Source organism: Lichenibacterium minor, assembly GCF_004137685.1.
GTDB classification, from domain to species: Bacteria; Pseudomonadota; Alphaproteobacteria; order Rhizobiales; family Beijerinckiaceae; genus Lichenihabitans; species Lichenihabitans minor.
The window spans coordinates 1-19,961 of the sequence record NZ_QYBB01000001.1 but is presented as its reverse complement, the minus strand read 5'-3'; the positions used below and the strand labels follow the sequence as shown (position 1 = coordinate 19,961).

At 71.2% G+C, this 19,961-nt stretch carries 17 protein-coding genes; 10 read left to right on the top strand and 7 right to left on the bottom strand.

Annotated features, from left to right (window positions below):
- Nucleotides 1-151 precede the first annotated feature (151 nt).
- Both D3273_RS00085 and metA read left to right on the top strand, forming a co-directional pair.
- Nucleotides 152-1,456: an O-acetylhomoserine aminocarboxypropyltransferase/cysteine synthase family protein gene (locus D3273_RS00085; RefSeq protein WP_129222549.1), complete on the top strand. Its 1,305-nt coding sequence runs from the start codon at nucleotides 152-154 to the stop codon at nucleotides 1,454-1,456.
- 34 nt (nucleotides 1,457-1,490) lie between these two features.
- Nucleotides 1,491-2,480: a homoserine O-succinyltransferase MetA gene (metA, locus tag D3273_RS00080; protein WP_245500909.1), complete on the top strand. Its 990-nt coding sequence runs from the start codon at nucleotides 1,491-1,493 to the stop codon at nucleotides 2,478-2,480.
- A gap of 80 nt (nucleotides 2,481-2,560) precedes the next feature.
- On the opposite strand, the gene D3273_RS00075 is transcribed toward metA, so the two are convergent.
- From D3273_RS00075 to D3273_RS00065, 3 genes are all read right to left on the bottom strand, one after another.
- Nucleotides 2,561-3,031, bottom strand: a complete 471-nt coding sequence (locus D3273_RS00075) for a hypothetical protein (protein WP_129222548.1) — start codon at nucleotides 3,029-3,031, stop codon at nucleotides 2,561-2,563.
- A gap of 224 nt (nucleotides 3,032-3,255) precedes the next feature.
- On the bottom strand, nucleotides 3,256-5,115 hold the full coding sequence (locus D3273_RS00070) for an HlyD family type I secretion periplasmic adaptor subunit (protein ID WP_129222547.1): 1,860 nt from the start codon (nucleotides 5,113-5,115) through the stop codon (nucleotides 3,256-3,258).
- Nucleotides 5,112-7,271, bottom strand: coding sequence for a type I secretion system permease/ATPase (locus D3273_RS00065; RefSeq protein ID WP_245500908.1), 2,160 nt, complete (start codon nucleotides 7,269-7,271; stop codon nucleotides 5,112-5,114). The genes D3273_RS00070 and D3273_RS00065 overlap by 4 nt, the downstream gene beginning before the upstream one ends.
- A 266-nt stretch (nucleotides 7,272-7,537) precedes the next feature.
- On the opposite strand from D3273_RS00065, the gene D3273_RS00060 reads away from it, so the two are divergent.
- Entirely contained in the window at nucleotides 7,538-7,783 is a 246-nt protein-coding gene (locus D3273_RS00060) for a flagellar export protein FliJ (protein WP_129222546.1), read from the top strand.
- A gap of 29 nt (nucleotides 7,784-7,812) precedes the next feature.
- Here the strand turns inward: D3273_RS00060 and D3273_RS00055 are convergent, their stop codons facing one another.
- The 3 genes from D3273_RS00055 to D3273_RS00045 all read right to left on the bottom strand — a co-directional run bounded on the left by D3273_RS00055 (nucleotide 7,813) and on the right by D3273_RS00045 (nucleotide 11,098).
- The gene (locus tag D3273_RS00055; RefSeq protein ID WP_129222545.1) at nucleotides 7,813-9,330 is read right to left on the bottom strand and encodes an FAD-dependent oxidoreductase; all 1,518 of its coding nucleotides are present in this window, start codon (nucleotides 9,328-9,330) and stop codon (nucleotides 7,813-7,815) included.
- Between the two features lie 168 nt (nucleotides 9,331-9,498).
- Nucleotides 9,499-10,281: a trans-aconitate 2-methyltransferase gene (gene tam / locus D3273_RS00050; protein ID WP_129222544.1), complete on the bottom strand. Its 783-nt coding sequence runs from the start codon at nucleotides 10,279-10,281 to the stop codon at nucleotides 9,499-9,501.
- Nucleotides 10,282-10,288: 7 nt separating this feature from the next.
- Entirely contained in the window at nucleotides 10,289-11,098 is an 810-nt protein-coding gene (locus D3273_RS00045) for a lytic transglycosylase domain-containing protein (protein WP_129222543.1), read from the bottom strand.
- Between the two features lie 426 nt (nucleotides 11,099-11,524).
- Here D3273_RS00045 and D3273_RS00040 point away from each other — a divergent pair, with 426 nt between their 5' ends.
- Both D3273_RS00040 and D3273_RS00035 read left to right on the top strand, forming a co-directional pair.
- Entirely contained in the window at nucleotides 11,525-11,887 is a 363-nt protein-coding gene (locus tag D3273_RS00040) for a YMGG-like glycine zipper-containing protein (RefSeq protein ID WP_129222542.1), read from the top strand.
- A complete protein-coding gene (locus tag D3273_RS00035) occupies nucleotides 11,884-12,660 on the top strand; it encodes an N-acetylmuramoyl-L-alanine amidase (protein ID WP_129222541.1) in 777 nt (258 codons plus the stop codon). The genes D3273_RS00040 and D3273_RS00035 overlap by 4 nt, the downstream gene beginning before the upstream one ends.
- 28 nt (nucleotides 12,661-12,688) lie before the next feature.
- Here D3273_RS00035 and D3273_RS00030 read toward each other — a convergent pair whose 3' ends face one another.
- On the bottom strand, nucleotides 12,689-13,585 hold the full coding sequence (locus D3273_RS00030) for an alpha/beta fold hydrolase (RefSeq protein WP_129222540.1): 897 nt from the start codon (nucleotides 13,583-13,585) through the stop codon (nucleotides 12,689-12,691).
- A 116-nt stretch (nucleotides 13,586-13,701) separates the two neighbouring features.
- Here D3273_RS00030 and D3273_RS00025 point away from each other — a divergent pair, with 116 nt between their 5' ends.
- The 5 genes from D3273_RS00025 to lpdA all read left to right on the top strand — a co-directional run bounded on the left by D3273_RS00025 (nucleotide 13,702) and on the right by lpdA (nucleotide 19,874).
- Nucleotides 13,702-14,028, top strand: a complete 327-nt coding sequence (locus D3273_RS00025; RefSeq protein WP_129222539.1) for an FtsB family cell division protein — start codon at nucleotides 13,702-13,704, stop codon at nucleotides 14,026-14,028.
- Between the two features lie 227 nt (nucleotides 14,029-14,255).
- The gene (pdhA, locus tag D3273_RS00020) at nucleotides 14,256-15,290 is read left to right on the top strand and encodes a pyruvate dehydrogenase (acetyl-transferring) E1 component subunit alpha (protein WP_129222538.1); all 1,035 of its coding nucleotides are present in this window, start codon (nucleotides 14,256-14,258) and stop codon (nucleotides 15,288-15,290) included.
- Nucleotides 15,291-15,317: 27 nt separating this feature from the next.
- A complete protein-coding gene (locus D3273_RS00015) occupies nucleotides 15,318-16,775 on the top strand; it encodes a pyruvate dehydrogenase complex E1 component subunit beta (protein ID WP_129222537.1) in 1,458 nt (485 codons plus the stop codon).
- A gap of 107 nt (nucleotides 16,776-16,882) precedes the next feature.
- Complete coding sequence (locus tag D3273_RS00010) at nucleotides 16,883-18,313, top strand: pyruvate dehydrogenase complex dihydrolipoamide acetyltransferase (RefSeq protein ID WP_129222536.1); 1,431 nt, start codon at nucleotides 16,883-16,885, stop codon at nucleotides 18,311-18,313.
- A 118-nt stretch (nucleotides 18,314-18,431) separates the two neighbouring features.
- Nucleotides 18,432-19,874, top strand: coding sequence for a dihydrolipoyl dehydrogenase (gene lpdA / locus D3273_RS00005; RefSeq protein WP_129222535.1), 1,443 nt, complete (start codon nucleotides 18,432-18,434; stop codon nucleotides 19,872-19,874).
- Nucleotides 19,875-19,961: the final 87 nt, after the last annotated feature.

Genomic DNA, 19,961 nt, shown 5'->3' with positions numbered 1-19,961 from the left:
AAGTATAGGGTCGGTCTTTCGGCGCGACCGTTGCAGGGGCGGCCGGTGTTGACGCGCCTTTCATCGCGATCGCCCAGGATCGTGCCGGAATGGGTTAGGGCGCGGCGCGCGCGAGCGCGGCGCGCGTCGAAACGGGACGGGGACCTCAGCCATGCGGAACGAGACGATCGCGCTTCACGCCGGCTTCGCCGACGACCCGGCGACCCACGCGGTCGCGGTGCCGATCTACCAGTCCGTCGCCTTCGCCTTCGACAGCGCGGACCACGGCGCGGCGCTGTTCAACCTGGAGGAGGAGGGCTACCGCTACAGCCGCATCGCCAACCCCACCGTGGCGGTGCTGGAGGAGCGCGTCGCCGCGCTGGAAGGCGGCGCCGCGGCGGTCGCGGTGTCGACGGGCCAGGCCGCCACCTATTACGCGTTGGCGAACCTCGCCGACCGCGGCGGCAACATCGTCACCGTGCCGCAGCTCTACGGCACCACCCACACGCTGCTCGCCCATACGTTGCCCCGCATGGGCATCACGGGCCGCTTCGCCGCATCGGATTCCGCGGACGACGTCGAGCGCATGATCGACGCCGACACCCGGGCGGTGTTCTGCGAAAGCGTCGGCAACCCGGCCGGCAACATCCCCGACCTCGCCGCGCTGGCCGAGGTGGCCCACCGGCACGGCGTGCCGCTCGTCGTCGACAACACGGTCGCGACCCCCATCCTGGTGCGGCCGATCGAGCATGGCGCCGACATCGTGGTGGAATCGCTCACCAAGTTCATGGGCGGCCACGGCACGACGCTGGGCGGCGCCGTGGTGGACGGAGGCACGTTCGACTGGGCCGCCAACGCCGCGCGCTTCCCCATGTTCTGCGAACCCGACGCCTCGTACCACGGCATGGTCTACGCGGAGCGCTTCGGGCGCACCGCCTTCGCGGCCCGGCTGCGCAGCGTTTACCAGCGCACGACGGGCGCGGTGCTGCCCGCGATGAGCGCCTTCCTGCTGATCCAGGGCATCGAGACGGTGGCGCTGCGCGTCGAGCGCCACGTCGCCAACGCCCGCCGGGTGGCCGATTTCCTCGCCGCCGACCCGCGCGTCGCCTGGGTCAACTACGCCGGCTTCCCGTCCTCGCCCTACCACGCCCTGGCGCAGCGCTACCTCGGCGGCCGGCCGCCGTCGCTGCTGACCTTCGGCGCCACTGGCGGGTATGCCGGCGGGCAGGCGTTCTACGACGCGCTGAAGCTGGTGAAGCGCCTCGTCAACATCGGCGACGTGAAGTCCCTCGCCTGCCACCCCGCCTCGACGACGCATCGCCAGATGTCGCCGGCGCAACAGGTCGGCGCCGGCGTGCGTCCGGAAACGATCCGGCTCAGCGTCGGCATCGAGCACATCGACGACATCCTGGCCGACCTCGATCAGGCCCTGGCCGCCGCGGCGCGCCGCGGTGAACGGCCGCTGGCGGCGGAATGAGCGCCGCGTCGCGCGTGTCGGGGGGAGGGCGCCCATGCCGCTGATGGTCCAGGGTGTCGATGCCTGCCTCGGCACGATCGAAGGGGTCGAGCCGCCCGGGTCGATCCCCGGCCGGCGCCCGGGCCGGCTCGACATCGGCCTCGTCAACAACATGCCCGATGTGGCGCTGAAGGCGACGGAGCGCCAGTTCGCCCGCCTGCTCGCCGCCGCTTCGGGTCCGCTCGACGTGCACCTCCACCTGTTCTCCCTCGGCGAGCTGCCGCGCGGGGACGCGGCCCGGAGCGCCATGGCGGGCCGCTACCGCGGCTCGGACGCGCTGGAGCGGGCGAGGCTCGACGCCCTCATCGTCACCGGGGCCGAGCCCCTCGCCCCGTCCCTGGCCGACGAGCCCTACTGGGATGCGCTGACGCGCGTCGTCGATTGGGCCGAGCACAATACCGTTTCGACCATCTGGTCCTGCCTCGCCGCCCATGCCGCGGTGCTCCACCTCGACGGGATCGCGCGGCGGAAGCTGCCCCGGAAGCGCTTCGGCCTGTTCGAATGCGTTCCCGTGGCGGATGGCGGGCTGTTCGCGGGGGCGCCCTCCGGCCTGCGCGTGCCGCATTCCCGCTGGAACGACCTCGCCGAAGGCGACCTCCGCTCGCATGGCTACCGGATCGCGTCGCGCTCGATGGAAGCGGGGATCGACTGCTTCACCAAGCAGTGGGCCAGCCTCTTCGTGTTCCTGCAGGGCCACCCCGAATACGATGCCGACACGCTGTTCCGGGAATACCGCCGCGATGCCCATCGCTTCCTGGCGGGCCACGGGGACGATCTCCCGGCGCTGCCGTCCGGCTATTTCGACGCGCGCACCGAAGGGGCGGTCGCCGACTTCGAGGCGCGGGCCCGGAAGGAGCGCTCGCTGGCCTCCTGGGACGCGTTTCCGCGCGACTGGGCCTGTCGCCTGCCCATGCTGAACCTGTGGCAGGCGTCCGCGACGCAGTTCTACCGCAACTGGCTGGGCCTCGTCGCCGCCGACCGTTGAACGCCGGCTGGCCCAACGAAAAGGGCGCCGGCTCGAAAGCCGGCGCCCCCCGATGTAGCTCGTCGAAGCAGCGAAGCGCTTTACGCGGCGGCGCTGTAGGCCGAATAGTATCCGCCGCCGTAGGAAGAGCCGTAGTAGCCGGCGTACCCGCCACCGTAGTAGCCAGCGTACCCGCCACCGTAGTAACCGGCGTACCCGCCGCCGTAGTAGCCACCGTAGCCATAGTAGCCACCGTAGCTGTAGCCGCCGTAGCCGTAGTAACCACCGTAGCTGTAACCACCGTAGCCGTAGTAGCCACCGTAGCTGTAACCGCCGTAGCCGTAGTAGCCGCCGTAGCTGTAGCCACCGTAACCGTAGTAGCCGCCGTAGCCATAATAGCCACCGTAGCCGTAGTATCCGCCGTAGCCGTAGTATCCGCCGTAGGCGAAGCCGTAGCTGCCGTAGCCGTACGAGCTGTACCCATACGAGCCGTAACCGTAGCTGCTGTAGCCGTACGAGCTATAGCCATAGCTGCTGTAGCCGTAGCTGCTGTAGCCGTAATATCCAGCCATCCTGAGCTCCCATCATCTCTTCCCGCCGCGAAGCAGAGGGATCGAACCACACCCACCTGGCATCGCCGACGGATCGCGTCCTCAGCGTGTCATCTACGTCGAAACCTGCCCCACGGACAAGGCCACGCTCCAGCTTGCGTCGGACAGCCTTACGGAAGTGTGGACGTGTTGCTCGCGCGACCCAGACCGATCGTTGTCTCAATCCTGACAACGCGACGATCCCGTCATCGTTCCTGCGCCGATTGTTCGAAGAGCGAATGCAGAGGCGACAAGATGTAGTCGATCGCGCGCCGGCTTTCGGTGCGAATTTCAACCGTGACGGTCATTCCGGAGGTGAGTTTCCTCAAGCGGCCGTCCACCATGAGGCCGGGCTGGTCCGGCACCACCGTCACGGGGAAGACGAGGTCCGTCACCTGCTGCGCCGCGCTCGTCACCGACATGGACCCATCGGCGCTGGGCGGCGTCGAACCGTTGCCCTGCTGCTGCTGCGCCTGCTTGCCCGGCAGCGCGTCGGCCGCCACCTTGGTCACCTTGCCCGAGATGGTGCCGTAGCGCGTGTAGGGGAACGTGTCGACCTTGATGGTCGCATCCTGGCCCACACGGACGAAGCCCGCGTCCGAGTTGAGGATATAGGCGTCGACCTCCAGCGGCGTGCCTTCCGGCACGACCTGCATGAGCTGCTGGCCCGTGGTGACGACCTGGCCCACCGTGGTCACCGCGGTGGCCTGCACGGTGCCGTCGATCGGAGACGTGAGGGTCATGTGGTCCACCTTCTCGTCGGCCTTGGCGAGGTCCTGGCGGAGCTTGTCGACCTGCTGCTGGGACTGGACCAGCGCGGTCGTGTTCGTCGTCACGAAGGTTTGACGCGTCGACAGGATCTTGGCGTCGATGACCGGGATGGCGGCTTCGGCCTGGGCCAGGCTGCCCTGCAGGTTGACGAGCTGGAGCTGCGCCGTCTGCAGCTGCTGTTCCTCGGTGATCACCGTGAGCCGGCTGTTGTAACCGTCCTTGTACAGCTGGTTGCCCATGCCGAGGTGCTCGGTGACGAGGGCGATCACCTTCTTCTGCGGCTCGATGTTGGCCTGGTACTTGTCGCGGTCGGCCACGGTGGCGACCCGCTCGGCCTGCAGGCTCGCCAAGGTGGCGGCGATGCTCGACAGCTCGCCCGTCAGGGCCTGCGTTTCGCGCGCCGTGACGTAGCCGGGCAGATCGGACGGCCATTCGACCTTCGGGGCGGTGTTCACCTTCTCGGAGGCGAGGGCTCCGATCTCCGCCTGGTGGCGGATGACCTCGCCGCGGGCGTTCCACAGCTGGTCCCGCGTGACGTTGCGGTCGGCGATGGCCGACGTCGGGTCGAGCCGCACCAGCACGGCACCCGCCTTCACGTGGTCCCCGTCGGTGGCCTGGATCTCCTCGACCCTGCCGGATTCGACCGGCTGCACCACCTTGGTGCGGCCCGACGCCTGCACCTTGCCGGTCGCGTCGGCATAAACGTCGAGATGGCCGAACCAGGACCACGCCAGCGCCGCCGTGACCAGCCCGCACAGCGCATAGATGAGCCACACGCGGATCGGCGACGCCGGCGCTTCCAGGATCTCCAGCGCCCCGGGCAGGAACTCGCGGTCGACGGCGGCGCGGTCGGGCTTGACGGGGGCCCACAGCTCGTCGAGGTCGATCACCGGGCGCCCGGCGTGCTTCCTGCGGGCGGGCTGGCCGGCGCCCGCCACCGTCACGTCGCGCCCCGGGCCGGCGGGACGCGGCGTCTGCGCGCCCCCGGCGCCCTGCAGCCGGCGGCCGGGCGCCACGGTGTCGCGCTGCGGCCCGTCGGAGCGGGCGGGGGCCGGGACCGCCGCGACCGCGCGGGCCGCCTGGAGGCGGCGGCTCGGCGTTTCCCCGGCGGTCGCGGTCAGCGCGGCCCCATTCTGTTCCGCCGGGACGCCGCGGCGTCGGCGCCCGGGAGCCGGAGCAGCGGGATCGGCGAGAACCGCGGCGGCGCCCTCCGCCGGGGGGCCGGGCTGCACGTTTCCGGGAGCGGCGTCGAGCGCGTCCGCCCCCGCGATGGATCCGCGGCGCATCGTGGTCATGCGCTCACCTGATCGGTCTGGAGGGACCACAGCCGCGCGTAGAGGCCGTCGCGGCGGCCGATCAGGTCGTCGTGGGTGCCGATCTCGATGATCTCGCCCTTGGTCATGCCGACGATGCGGTCGCAGTGGCGCACGGCGGCGAGGCGGTGGGCGATGATGATCACGGTGCGCCCCCGCGCGATATGGTCCATGTTGTGGCGGATGATGCGCTCGCTCTCGTAGTCGAGCGCGCTGGTGGCCTCGTCGAGGATCAGGATCCGCGGATCGGTGGCGAGCGCCCGCGCGATGGCGATGCGCTGGCGCTGGCCGCCCGACAGGTTGGCGCCCCGCTCCTCGATCACCGTGTCGTAGCCCTGCGGCAGTTTGGCGATGAACTCGTCGGCGCCGGCGAGCTTGGCCACCCGCACCACCCCGGCGCGCGACAGCGCCGGATTGGCGAGCGCGATGTTCTCGTGGACGGTCTGGTTGAACAGGAAGTTCTCCTGCAGCACGACGCCGAGCTGCCGCCGCAGCCAGGTCGGGTCCACCTGGGCGATGTCGATGCCGTCGACCAGGATGTCGCCGCTCGACGGCGCGTGGAACCGCTGCACGAGCTTGGTCAGGGTCGACTTGCCGGAGCCCGACGGGCCGACGATGCCGATCACCTCGCCCGGCCGGATCGCGAGGCTGACCTTGCGCAGCGCTTCGGGCAGCTCGGGGCGATAGCGGAACGACACGTCGCGCAGTTCGATGGCGCCCTTCGGCGCGGGCAATGCCTGCAGCGCCGCGGGCTGCTGCTCCACCGGCGCGTCGAGGATGTCGGCCAGGTGCTCGAGCGACACCTGCACCTCCTGGAAGCCCTGGTACAGCTGCGCCGAGCGCAGGATCGGCTGCGTGACGCGCTGCCCGATCATCGAGAAGGCGATGAGGCCGCCCACCGTCATGGAGCCCGAGATGACGAGCTGCGTGCCGAAGAACAGGATCAGCGCCGTCTGCAGGTTGGTGACGAAGGAGATGCTGGTCTGGGTGATGGTGCCCAGCATGGTCGAGGCGAAGCCCGCCTTGACGTAGGCCGACAGCCGCTCCTCCCACATCTTCTGGAAGATGGGCTCGACCGCCGAGGCCTTGATGGTCTGCACGCCGACGATCGTCTCGACGAGGAGCTGCTGCGCCTTGGACCAGCGGCGGAACTTGTCCTTCAGCCGCCTGCGGTAGGTCGGCTTCACCAGCAGGCTGATGCCGAAATAGACCGGGATCAGCAGCAGGATCACCAGCGTCAGGGCCGGCGAGTAGAGCATCAGCACGCCGAGGTAGATGAACAGGAACAGCAGGTCGACGACCGACGTGAGGCTCTGGTCCGTCATGAAGCGCCGCACCGTCTCGATCTCGCGGGCGCGGGTCACGATGATGCCGGCGGGGCGGCGCTCGAAGTAGGAGATCGGCAGGCGGATCAGGTGGGCATACAGCTTGGCGCCGAGCTCGACGTCGATGCGGTTCGACGTGTGGTTCAGCACATAGGCGCGCAGGTACTTCAGGATGCCGGAAAAGATGGAAATCAGCACCATGGCGGAGATGACCACCACCAGCGTCGAATAGCTCTTCGACACCAGCACCTTGTCGACGACGAGCTGGAACACCAGCGGGGTCGCGAGGGCCAGCAGGTTGATGAAGAAGGACGTGACGAGGACGTGCACCAGCGGCTTGTGGTAGCGCCTGATGGCCGGCACGAACCAGCCGAGGCCGAACTTCAGCTGTTCGGCGGCGAGGCCGGCGCTCTTGCCGACGAGGATCACCTCGCGGTCGAGCCGCTCCAGCACCTCGGGGATCGAGAGCTGGACCTGGCGGCGCGTCAGCGGGTCGATGACGCGGTGCAGCCCCGGCTCGGTTTCAACGCCGAACACCGCCCAGGTGCCGTCCTTCACCTTGACGATGGCGGGCACCGGGATGGTCTTCATCCGCTTGACGTCGGGGTCGCGCACCACGCGGGCCTTCAGCCCGACCCGGATGGCGGAGCGGGCGAGGTCCTCGGCCGTGGGCGGGGCGTCGCCGAGCCCGGAATCGTGGCTGAGCTGGGCCGCGGAGGCCAGCACGCCGTGGTGGCTGGCGAGCTGCGCCACCGCCATGAAGCCCCCATTGTACATGGGGATGGCTTCGAGATCGGAGATCGGTGCGTTCAAGCCGCCTGTCCTGGGCTGCGCCGCGCGGGCTTGGACCGCGCCGCGCGGGGATGGGCCCCATCGGCTACCGTCGCGCCGCCCGGGGGGCAAGCGCGGCGGCATTACAAATGGGCAAGCCCTCACTCTCACCCCAGATGGTGAACCGGCGTTGAATTGCACCCACCCCGGCCGCCGTCGCGCCCCCGCGGTGGCCCGGAAGCGCCGTTTCGGCTATGCGGACGGCGGAACGCGGCCGTCCGGCGGCGCCCTTCCTCCCGAGATGTCCCGTGAAAGAACACATCGACAGCCTGCGAGCGCTCCGCGATTTCCTCGTCGAGGACCGCCGCAACCTCGTGACCACGCTGGTGGCCGACCCCCACACGTCGGGCGATGCCGCCGGCGACTTCATGAACCTGCAACAGTTCATCGACGTGGTGGAACGCGCGATCGGCCACGAGCAGAGCCTCGACCGGCCCCAGGGCTCCTGGCCGCCGAAGCCTCCGGGCGGCAAGGGCATGATGCCGCCGCGCTGACGGGACGGGCGGCGGCCGTCGCCGCCCGCTCACCGCGCCGCGACGGCGCGCTCCATGGCGGCTTCCCGCTCCAGCGACTCCACGTCGCGCCCCATCGTGGCCACCGCTTCAACGCGTCCGCCCCGCGAAAAGGCGATTGTAGCGTCGCGGTCCGCCGGCGAGCCGTCCACCGCGACCTCGGCGTCCCGCCCGGCGTGGCCGATGTAGCGCAGCGACAGGTCGAAGTGCTTCGACCAGAAGAACGGCACCGCCGCGAAGGCCTCCGGCCGGCCCAGCATGGCGGCCGCCGCCGCCTGGCCCTGGCGCTGCGCCACCACCCAATGCTCGACGCGGATGTCGCGACCCGTGTGCGGGTCGGGCCAGCGCGCGATGTCGCCGGCCGCAAAGACGTCCGGATCCGAGGTCCTGAGGTGGGCGTCGACCACGACCCCGTCGTCCACCGCCAATCCCGCCGCCTCGGCGAGCGCGGTCCGGGGGAACACGCCGGTGCCGAGCACCACCAGGTCGGCGGGGAGCCGCTCGCCGTCGTCGAGCGTCACGTCGCCCGCCCCGATGGCCTGGACCTCGCGGCCGAGCCTGAACGCGACCCCCTTGGCCCGATGCACCGCCATGATCGCGTCCGACGCCGCCTGGCCGAACACCGCGGCGGTCGGCGCCTCCTCGGGCGACACCACCGTGACCGAGAGGCCGCGGCTCCGCAGCGAGGCGGCGGCTTCGAGGCCGATGAAGCTCGCCCCGAGCACGACGATCTCCTTCGCGGTGCCGATGCGCGCCAGCACGGCGCGGCAGTCGGCGAGGCTGCGCAGCACGCGGACATGGTCGCCGTCCGCCCCCGGCAGGTCGGGGCGGATCGGCTCGGCGCCGGTCGCCAGCAGCAGCTTGGCGTAGGGCAGGGCTTCGCCGTCCGCGAGGACGACCTCGCGGCGGGCGCGGTCGACGCGCGCCACGGCCGTCGACAGCCGGAGCTCGACGCCGAGCCCCGCGAGGTCCGTCTGCGCGATGGGCAGGCGGTCGTCCCCGAACTTGCCGTCGAGGTAGTCCTTGGTGAGGATCGTGCGATCGTAAGGTGCGTGGTCGTCGTCCGACACCACGGTCACCCGGGCGCGCGGCGCGCCCTCCTTCAGCGCCACGGCGGCGGCGAAGCCGGCGGCGCCCCCGCCGACGATCACGAAGGGCCCTTCGGCCAGGACGATGGCGGCGCGGGGCGGGGCGACGGGCTCGGCCTGGGTGACGCGGGCGCGGCCATCCTCCACCGCCACCGGCCAGACCGGCAGGGGATCGAAGGCGGGCGCCTTGGCGGCGCGGCCGGACGCCACGTCGAAGCAGGCGTGGTGCCAGGGGCAGCGCAATTCGCCGCCGACGAGCATCCCCTGGGCCAGCGGCGCCCCGAGATGGGTGCATTTGGCGCCGACGGCGCGGATCGCGTCGCCGTCGCGCACCAGCACGGCGTCGCGCGTCCCGATCGTCCCGGCGAGCAGGCCGGAGGCCGGGATGGCGTCGAGGGCGACGCCGGCGAGGAGGTCGGGTTTGGGCTGCTGATCGGCCATGGGGGCGGGGCTCCGGCGGGTTCGCTCCGCAAAACCCCTGCCGGCGCCATCCGGTTCGCCGCCGCGTCGTCGCGGGCGCCGCCGCCGGGCGCGACGGCCGGTTGCGGCCCTGCCATCCTTCCCTGCGACGGGGAGCAGACATTCGGGGGTCGACCCACGAACGTCTGCTCAGGCCGGCTTCGTCGCCACCATGAACACGCGCGGGAAGGCGAGGAGGCGCCGCCGGTCCGCGCGGGCCGGATAGGCGCCGTCGATGGCCCGCTCGTAGGCGCTCAGAAAACCCGCCTTCAGGTCGGGCGGCAGCGGGTCGACGAAGGGTTTCAGCCCGGTGGCGCTGAGCCACGCGACGATGGAGGCCGCCCCGTCCATGCGGTGCTGGTAGGCGGTGCGCCACACCTCGACCGTGGCGGCCAGCGGCGCCAGCGTGTCGTAATAGCCGTCCACGTCCAGCATGCGGCCGACCCGCCCCGCCACGGCGGGGTCGCCGATCGCTGCCGACCAGGGGCCGCTCGCCGCCACCTCGCGCATCAGCCGATGGGACGGCTCCGCCAGGTTGTCGGGCATCTGCACGGCCAGGACGCCGCCGGGCGCGAGCAGCCCGAAGAGCCTCGGCAGCAGCGTCGGGTGGTCCGGCACCCATTGCAGCACGGCATTGGCGAAGATCAAGTCCGGCGGGCGCCGGGGCGTCCAGGTGGCGGCGTCGGCCGCCTCGAAGCGGAGGGCGGGCAGGCGGCGGCGCGCGCTGTCCAGCATCGCCGCCGAGGTGTCGAGGCCGACCACCTCGGCGTCCGGGAAGCGGCGGAGGATCAGCTCCGTGGAGTTGCCCGGGCCGCAGCCGAGGTCGACGGCGAGGCGGGGTGAGCGGAGCGCGACGCGGCCGAGCAGGTCGGCCGCCGGGCGCGTGCGCTCGTCTTCGAAGCGGGTGTAGAGGTCCGGATCCCAATCCGCCACGCGCGCGTCAGCCGCGTGCCATGAGGGAGCGGGCGCGGGCGCAATAGGCGCGGTTGGCAGCGTTGGCGCGGCGGGCGAGGTGCCCCGACTGGTAGCGCATCAACGCGCCGCACAGGTCGCCGTGGGCGTCGCGATAGGCCTGGGCCAGCACCTTCATGCCGAAGCGCAGGTTGGTGTCGGCGACGAGCAGCCCCGCGGCCGGCCCGCTGAACCCCACCGCGCGGGCCGTCGCCCACTTGATCTGCATCAGGCCGAGCGCGCCGTGGTTGGACGCGCGGGCGTTGCCGCCGCTCTCGATGCGGACCACCGCCTTGGCGAGCGCGACCGGCACCCCTTCCTCGAAGGCGTGCTTGGCCAGCATCTCCGCCAAGGAGTGCGACGCCGCTTCGCGGGCGCCCTCGAAGGCGGAGGCGGAGGTGTCGGGCGTCGGTGCCGCGGCTTCGCGGTTGCCGGCGGGGGCGGGCGCTTCCAGCGTCGCCACCGCGGCGCCCACGTCGTCGCCGTGCGCCGGCGGCAGGGGCGCCGGCACCGACCCGATGGTGAGGTGCCGGATGCCGCCGAACGGGTCGACGCTGCGGGTGAGGGCGGCGGCGGCGCGGGCCACCCTGCGCTCGTGCGCCCGGGCGAGGCGGGTGCGCCTGCGGCCGGATCGGCGGGACGGCGGGGCGGCTTCCGCGACGGGCGCCGCGGGCGCCACGGCCGCGGGCGCCGCGATCGGCGCGTTCACCAGCTCGGGCGACTGGTGCATGTCCCCGTCGGCCAGGGCCAGGGCGGCCGACGCCAGCAGGGCGCCGGCCGCGAGAAACGCACGCGACATCCACAACAAGCCGCTTCCTCCACCCTGATTGATCGGACCGGCAGAGCGCCGCCCAAATGCGTCGAATTCCAGGCCCGCCGTCGCCACGATGTGTTGAAGCCCGATGAAGCCCGGTTCGTCCGCGTCGATTTCGATCGTCTGTGCTGTTTTTGACACGGTCGCGCCCGGGATCGGCCGTCGCGGACGGTTCCGAGCTGCCGAGCGTGTCCCCGCATCCGAATCTTCCGCAGAAAAGCCCGTTTTCCTCCCGATTGAGCCCCCGCTGCCCTTCGCGGGGATTCTGGGCGGGACGGCGTGGGCGGACCCGCGCGATCCCGCCCGGTCGAGGGGCGGGCATCCTCATCGTTAGGCCGGCATTCACGTTGCCGGCGGCAGGGTCGCGCGTCGGGTTGGGCCGGGTTCGGCGTCGTGCCGAAGGGAGTCGAGATGAACAAGAGATCCGCGGCGGTCGGTGCCGCCATGCTGTCGGCGCTCGCGCTGGCCGGCTGCGCGGCGCAGACGCCCCAAGACTACAACGCCGGCCGCGGCGCCGTCTTGGGCGGCGCCACGGGTGCCCTCATCGGCGGCCTCGCCACGGGGCGCCCGATGGGCGCGCTGGCCGGTGCGGCCGTGGGTGCCGGCACGGGTGCGGTGCTGGGCGCGGCGTCGACGCCCCGCTACGGCTACGCGCCGCCCGTCGAATATGCGCCGCCGCCGCGCGCCTGCGCCAGGATGGGCTACGACGAATACGGCAACCCCGTCTGCTTGAAGCTCGCCGGCTACCGCGCCGTCCCGCCGTCGAACTATTGAGCGAGGAGGCGGCCGCACCGGCGACGGACAGCCGCGTCGCCGCGGCCGTCCGTCCTTCGCCGAACCACAACGCCCGGCGCGGCCCGGCGCGGCCCGACGCCATCGTGGTGCATTACACCGGCATGGCGGACGGGCCGTCCGCCCTGCGCCGCCTGTGCGACCCCGAAGCCGAAGTCTCCTGCCACTACGTGGTGGAGGAGGACGGCACGGTGATCCAGCTCGTGCCCGAATCTCGTCGCGCCTGGCACGCGGGGCGCGGCCTGTGGTGCGGCGCCGACGACCTCAACTCGGCTTCGATCGGCGTCGAGATCGTCAACGGCGGCCACGACTTCGGCCTGCCGGCCTATCCTGAGGCGCAGGTCGCGGCGGTGATCGCCCTTTGCCGCGACGTGATGGACAGGCACGGCATCGCGCCCGAGCGCGTGCTCGCCCATTCCGACATCGCGCCGTCGCGCAAGCGGGACCCGGGCGAACTGTTCCCCTGGAAACGGCTGGCCGACGCCGGTGCGGCGATCTGGGTCGAGCCCTCCGACGACGGTTCGATCGGCCTGCCGCTCGACCCGGAGGAGGTGCGAGCCGTGCAGGCGGACCTCGCCCGCCTCGGCTACGGCATCGCGCCGTCGGGGATCCACGACGCGGCGAGCCGCGGCGTCGTCGAAGCCTTCCAGCGGCGCCACCGCCCGGCGCGCGTCGACGGCGCGATGGACCCGGGCACGCGGGACACGCTGGCGCGGCTGCTGCTCCTGCACGGGCCCGGCGGCCCGACGCGCTGAGGCGAGGTCCCGCCGGACGGCCGCGCCCCTACAGGAACGCCGTCAGCGCCGCCAGCGTCGCGTCCGGGTCCTCCTCGGCCATGAAGTGTCCGGTGTCGGTTTCGACGCCTCGCGCGTCGGGGGCGAGCCGCGACCGCCAAACCTCGACCGGCGCCGGCTTGCCCGCCTTGACGAGGTAATGGCGGCTCGCCACCACGAGCACCGGGCAGGCGATCGTGCGGCCCGCGGCCTCGTCGGCCCGGTCGGCGTCGACGTCCTGCGCGGCCCCGGCGCGGTAGTCCTCGCACATGGCGTGGATGCGCGACGGCTCGTTCCAGGACGCGCGGTACAGCGCCAGGGCGTCGGGCGCGAAGGGCGACAGGTCCTTCGCGCCGCTCCATTTGGCCAGCAGGCCCTCGAAATAGCTGATCGGGTCGGCGCCGATGGCGCGCTCGGGTTCCGGGGCAGGGCGGGCCAGCCAGGGCCAGTGCGGCGACACGTCCGGGTCGGCCTCGCGCGAGCGCCACACGTCCACCGTCGGCACGATGTCGAGCAGCGCCAGGCGCTCGATCCGTCCCGGCTGGTCGAGGGCGAGGCGATAGCCGACGCGGGCCCCGCGGTCGTGGCCGACGAAGCGGAAGCGCGCGAAGCCGAGGTCGTCCATCAGCGCCACGAGGTCGGCGCCCATGGCGCGCTTGGTGTAGCCGTCCCCGTCGCGGCTCGCCGGCGCCGACGACCAGCCGTACCCGCGCAGGTCCGGCACCACGACGGTGAAGCGCTCCGCGAGCTTCGGCGCGATGCGGTGCCACTGCGCCGAGGTTTCGGGGAAGCCGTGGACGAGCAGCAGCGGCGGCCCTTCGCCGCCGACCCGCGCGAAAATGCGGGCGCCTTCGGTCGACACGGTGCGGGACGCGAAGCCGGGGAACAGGTCGACGGGATCGGGCATGCGGGCGGCTCCGGGCGGGGTCGCGCCGTCAACGCCCGTGGCCGGCATTCCGTCGCAGCGTCCCGTCCGCCGACGTCCTTAACGCCGCATCAACCCGGGGCGTGCAGGGTGGTCCCATGGTCGTCCGCACGCGCCTCCGCGCCATCCTCACCCCGCTGCTCCTCTACGCCGTGTCGGGGGCGATGTCGGCTTACTTCATCCAGACCGCCATCCACGGCGAGCGCGGGCTGAAGGCCAAGGACGAGTACAAGATCCAGATCGCCGAGCTGCGCGCCGACCTCGACAGGCTCAAGGCGGAGCGCGCCGGCTGGCTCCACCGCGTCACCCTGATGCACAGCGACACGGTGGACCGCGACCTGGCATCCGAGGAGATCCGCTTGAAGCTCGGCTACGTCGACCCGCGGGACCTCGTGATCTTCACCGACGCCAACCGCAAGCGCTGACGACGGCGGGCCGCAGGGTCGGCATATTTGCATACAACTGCAGCGCAACACCGATTTGGTGCGCCGCAGCATGCAGAAGGTGCAGATTACCCATGCAAAACAGCGGGTTGGTGAGCCGTGGAAGCGGCGTCGCGGCTCTCGCCTTCGGCGGCCCGCTCGGCTAGTTTGCGCTCCGGAAGATGTGAACGGCGCCCTCGACGGCGCCGCTGTCGCATGAAGGAGCGCCCATGGCCGTAGCCGCAGAACTCTCCCGCGCCGAGGACGACGCCCACGACGTGTCGGGCCAGCGCAACCATTTCGCCGCCTTCACGAAGGGCGAGGAGATGGACAGCTACTACGACATGCTGCTGATCCGCCGCTTCGAGGAGAAGGCCGGCCAGATGTACGGCATGGGCCTGATCGGCGGCTTCTGCCACCTCTACATCGGCCAGGAAGCCGTGGTGGTCGGCATGAAGATGGCCACCACGCCGAAGGACAAGGTCATCACCGGCTACCGGGACCACGGCCACATGCTGGCCTGCGGCATGGACCCGAAGGGCGTGATGGCGGAGCTGACCGGGCGCCGGGGCGGCTACAGCCGCGGCAAGGGCGGCTCCATGCACATGTTCTCGAAGGAGAAGAACTTCTACGGCGGCCACGGCATCGTGGGCGCCCAGGTGTCGCTCGGCACCGGCCTCGCCTTCGCCAGCCAGTACGACGGCGACGGCTCCATCGCCATGGCGTATTTCGGCGACGGCGCCGCCAACCAGGGCCAGGTTTACGAGAGCTTCAACATGGCGGAGCTGTGGAAGCTCCCCATCATCTACGTCATCGAGAACAACCGCTATGCCATGGGCACGTCGGTGACGCGCTCCTCGGCGCAGACCGACTTCTCGAAGCGGGGCGTGTCCTTCGCCATCCCCGGCATGCAGGTCGACGGCATGGACGTGCGCGCCGTCAAGGCGGCGGGCGAGGAAGCGGCCGAGCATTGCCGGTCCGGCAAGGGGCCGATGATCCTCGAGATGCAGACCTACCGCTACCGCGGCCATTCCATGTCGGATCCCGCGAAGTACCGCACCCGCGAGGAGGTGCAGAAGATGCGCGACCAGCAGGACCCGATCGAGCAGGTCCGCTCGCGCCTCGTCAAGGAGCACGGCGTCACCGAGGACGACCTCAAGGCCGTCGACGCCAAGATCCGCGCCGTGGTGGCCGAGGCCGCCGATTTCGCCCAAGCCGACCCCGAGCCCGATCCGTCGGAGCTGTGGACCGACATCACGCTCTGACCGCCTGACAGGCTCTAGGGAAGAACCATGGCCACCAACGTATTGATGCCCGCCCTGTCCCCGACGATGGAGCAGGGCAAGCTGTCCAAGTGGGTCAAGAAGGTCGGCGATCAGGTCAAGTCCGGCGACGTCCTCGCCGAGATCGAGACCGACAAGGCCACGATGGAGGTGGAAGCGGTCGACGAGGGCACGCTCGGCGCCATCCTGGTCGAGGAGGGCACCGACAACGTGGCGGTCAACACGCCCATCGGCGTGATCGTCGCCGAGGGCGAAGCGGCGGATGCCGCGCCCGCGGGCGCGGCCCCCGCCCCGAAGGCGGAGGCGTCCGCCCCGGCGGCGGGCGGATCCGTGCCGGAAGGGGCCAAGCCCGGCGCGCCGGACCTCCAGGAGAAGCCCAAGGCGCCCGGCCAGCCCGGCCCCGGCCCGACCGCCGACGCCGCCGACCACGCGTTGAAGGGCGGCGCGCCCGAGCCGGACGCCCCGGACGTGCCGGCCGGCACCAAGATGGTCACCATGACGGTGCGCGAAGCGCTCCGCGACGCCATGGCGGAGGAGATGCGGCGCGAGCCCAAGGTCTTCGTGATGGGCGAGGAGGTCGCCGAATACCAGGGCGCCTACAAGGTCACCCAGGGGCTGCTGCAGGAGTTCGGCGCCAAGCGCGTCATCGACACGCCCATCACCGAGCACGGCTTCGCCGGCATCTGCGTCGGCGCCTCGATGTCGGGCCTGAAGCCCATCGTCGAATTCATGACGTTCAACTTCGCCATGCAGGCGATCGACCACATCATCAACTCGGCGGCCAAGACGCTCTACATGTCCGGTGGCCAGATGGGGTCGCCCATCGTGTTCCGCGGCCCTAACGGCGCGGCGGCCCGCGTCGGCGCCCAGCACAGCCAGGACTACACCGCCTGGTATTCGTCCGTGCCCGGCCTCAAGGTCGTGGCGCCCTACTCGGCCGCCGACGCCAAGGGCCTGCTGAAGAGCGCCATCCGCGACCCGAACCCGGTCGTGTTCCTCGAAAACGAGATCCTGTACGGGCAAAGCTTCGAGGTGCCGGAGGGCGACGACATCCTGGTGCCGATCGGCAAGGCCAAGGTGGCGCGCCGGGGCAAGGACGTCACCATCGTGTCCTGGTCGATCGGCATGACCTATGCCCTGAAGGCCGCCGACGAGCTCGCCAAGGAGGGCATCGAGGCCGAGGTCGTCGACCTGCGCACCATCCGGCCGATGGACATCGACACGGTGGTGCGGTCGGTCAAGAAGACCAACCGCTGCGTCACCGTGGAGGAGGGCTGGGCCCAATCCGGCGTCGGCGCCGAGATCGCGGCGCGGCTGATGGAGCTCGCCTTCGACGACCTCGACGCGCCCGTGCTGCGGGTCAGCGGCAAGGACGTGCCGATGCCCTACGCCGCCAACCTCGAAAAGCTGGCCCTGCCGACCGTCGCCGACGTGGTGGCGGCCGTGAAGGCGGTCACCTACCGGTGACCACCCGGCCCGGCGCGCTCCGCCGGGCTTTCGGCAGGTTCGTGAGGGCCTGCCGCTTCCTCGCATCTTCGGCAGCCCGGCTGCTCCGGCCCCCCTTCGAGGCGTCCATGCCCACCAACATCCTGATGCCGGCCCTGTCCCCCACGATGGAGAAGGGCAACCTCGCCAAGTGGTTGAAGAAGGAAGGCGACGCCATCAAGTCCGGCGACGTGATTGCCGAGATCGAGACCGACAAGGCCACCATGGAGGTGGAAGCGGTCGACGAGGGCGTGCTGGCGAAGATCGTCGTGCCGGAGGGCACTGCGGACGTGCCCGTCAACGAGCTGATCGGCCTGATTGCCGCCGACGGCGAGGATGTGTCGGCGGTGGCGGCGGGCGGCGGCGCCAAGGCGCCCGCGACGCCGGCGCCCGCTTCGGCCGCCCCGCCGCCCCAGGCGGCGTCGGCCGGCGACCTCACGGTGCCGGAAGGGCACCAGTACGAGCGCGCCCCGGAACTGAAGCCCGTGGACGCCAAGCCGGCGGCGGGCGGTGCGGCCCCGGCGCCTCAGGCCGGCGGCGGAGCCCAGCCGGCCAGCGGGCGCGTCTTCGCGTCGCCGCTGGCGCGCCGCGTCGCCAAGGAGGCGGGTCTCGACGTCGCGTCGGTGAAGGGGTCGGGCCCGCACGGCCGCATCGTCGAGCGCGACGTCCGCTCCGCCATCGCCAACCCGCCGAAGGCCGCAGCCGCCCCGGCGCCCGCGCCCCAGGCCGCGCCCGCCGCGGCGCCGGCCCCCGCAGCCGCCGCCCCCAAGCCCGCCGGCGCGTCGGACGAGCAGGTGAAGAAGATGTTCCCGGCCGGCTCCTTCGAGGAGGTGCCGCATGACGGGATGCGCAAGACCATCGCGCGCCGCCTCACCGAAGCGAAGCAGACCATCCCACACTTCTACCTGTCGGCCGACTGCGAGCTCGACGCCCTGATGGCGCTGCGCGAGCAGGTGAACGGCTCGGCGCCGAAGGACAAGGACGGCAAGCCGGCCTTCAAGCTGTCGGTCAACGATTTCATCATCAAGGCGCTGGCGCTGGCGCTCAAGCGCGTGCCCGAGGCCAACGTGTCCTGGACCGACGGCGCCATGCTGAAGCACAAGCACGCCGACGTGGGCGTGGCGGTGTCGATCCCCGGCGGCCTCATCACCCCCATCGTCCGCGCGGCCGAAACCAAGACGCTGTCGACCATCTCGGGCGAGGTCAAGGACATGGCGTCGCGCGCGAAATCCCGGAAGCTGAAGCCCACCGAATACGAGGGCGGCACCACCGCGGTGTCCAACCTCGGCATGTTCGGGGTCAAGAACTTCCAGGCCATCGTCAACCCGCCCCATGCCACGATCCTGGCGGTGGGCGCCGGCGAGAAGCGCGTCGTGGTGAAGGGCGGCGAGCCGAAGGTCGCGACCGTGATGACGGTGACGCTGTCGACCGACCACCGCGCGGTGGACGGCGCGCTCGGCGCCGAGCTGATGAGCGCCTTCAAGGACTTCATCGAGCATCCGATGAGCATGCTGGTCTGAAAGGCGCGCCCGGCCGCCGCCTCCACCGGATCCTGGGGAGGCGGCGGGGCCGCGCGCGCTCCGGCCTCCTGTCCCAATCCGCATCCAAACGACGCCATCCCATCGAGAGCGACACGCCATGGCTGACGCATACGACATCATCGTGGTCGGGGCCGGCCCGGGCGGCTACGTCACGGCCATCCGGGCGGCGCAGCTCGGCTTCAAGACCGCCGTGATCGACCGCGAGCACCTCGGCGGCATCTGCCTCAACTGGGGCTGCATCCCCACGAAGGCCCTGCTGCGCTCGGCCGAGGTCTACCACACCATGCAGCACGCCGACGCCTACGGCCTGTCGGCCACCGGCACGGGCTTCGACCTCGGCAAGGTGGTCGGCCGGTCGCGCGGCGTGTCGGCGCAGCTTTCGGGCGGCGTCGGCTTCCTGCTGAAGAAGAACAAGGTCGACGTCATCTGGGGCGAGGCGACGATCACCAAGGTCGGCACCGTCGCGGTGAAGCCCGCCACGCGGTCGGCGCTCGGCGGCAAGCCGGTGCCGCCGCCGAAGGGCGCCAAGGCCGAGGGCACCTATACGGCCCCCCACATCATCGTGGCGACGGGCGCCCGCCCGCGCGCGCTGCCGGGCCTCGAGCCCGACGGCAAGCTGATCTGGACCTATTACGAGGCGATGGTCCCGCAGACTTTCCCCAAGTCGCTGCTGGTGATGGGGTCGGGCGCGATCGGGGTCGAGTTCGCCTATTTCTACCGCGCGATGGGCGCCGAGGTGACGATCGTCGAGGTGCTGCCGCAGATCCTGCCCGTCGAGGATCCGGAGATCGCCGCCTTCGCGCGCGGCCGCTTCGAGAAGATGGGCATCAAGATCCTCACCGGGTCGAAGGTGACGGGCGTGGTGAAGGGCGCCGACTCCATCACGGCCACCATCGACGACGGCAAGGGCGGCACGTCCCAGATCACCGCCGACCGCATGATCTCGGCCGTGGGCGTCGTGGGCAACACGGAGAACATCGGGCTCGAAGCGCTGGGCGTGAAGGTGGAGCGCAACACGGTGGCGACCGACGGCTTCGGCCGCACCAACGTGGCCGGCATCTACGCCATCGGCGACATCGCCGGTCCCCCGATGCTGGCCCACAAGGCCGAGCACGAGGGCGTGATCTGCGTCGAAACCATCAAGGGAATGCACACCCACGCGCTCGACCGCGCCATGATCCCCGGCTGCACCTATTGCCAGCCGCAGATCGCGTCCGTGGGGCTGACCGAAGCCAAGGCCAAGGAGGCCGGGCACAAGCTGAAGGTCGGGCGCTTCAAGTTCATCGGCAACGGCAAGGCCATCGCGCTCGGCGAGCCCGAGGGCATGGTGAAGACGATCTTCGACGCCGACACCGGCCAGCTGCTGGGAGCCCACATGGTGGGCGCGGAGGTGACGGAGCTGATCCAGGGCTTCGTGGTGGCGATGAACCTCGAAACCACCGAGGAGGACCTGATGCACACGGTGTTCCCGCACCCGACCCTGTCCGAAACCATGCACGAGGCCGTTCTCGACGCCTACGGCCGCGTGGTGCACGCGTAGCCGACGGCTTCCCCCTTTATGGATGGCCCGCCCCTCCCTCTGCAGCAGCTGATAGCATGCTGGTGCAACCCAGGTGAGGACGGAGCA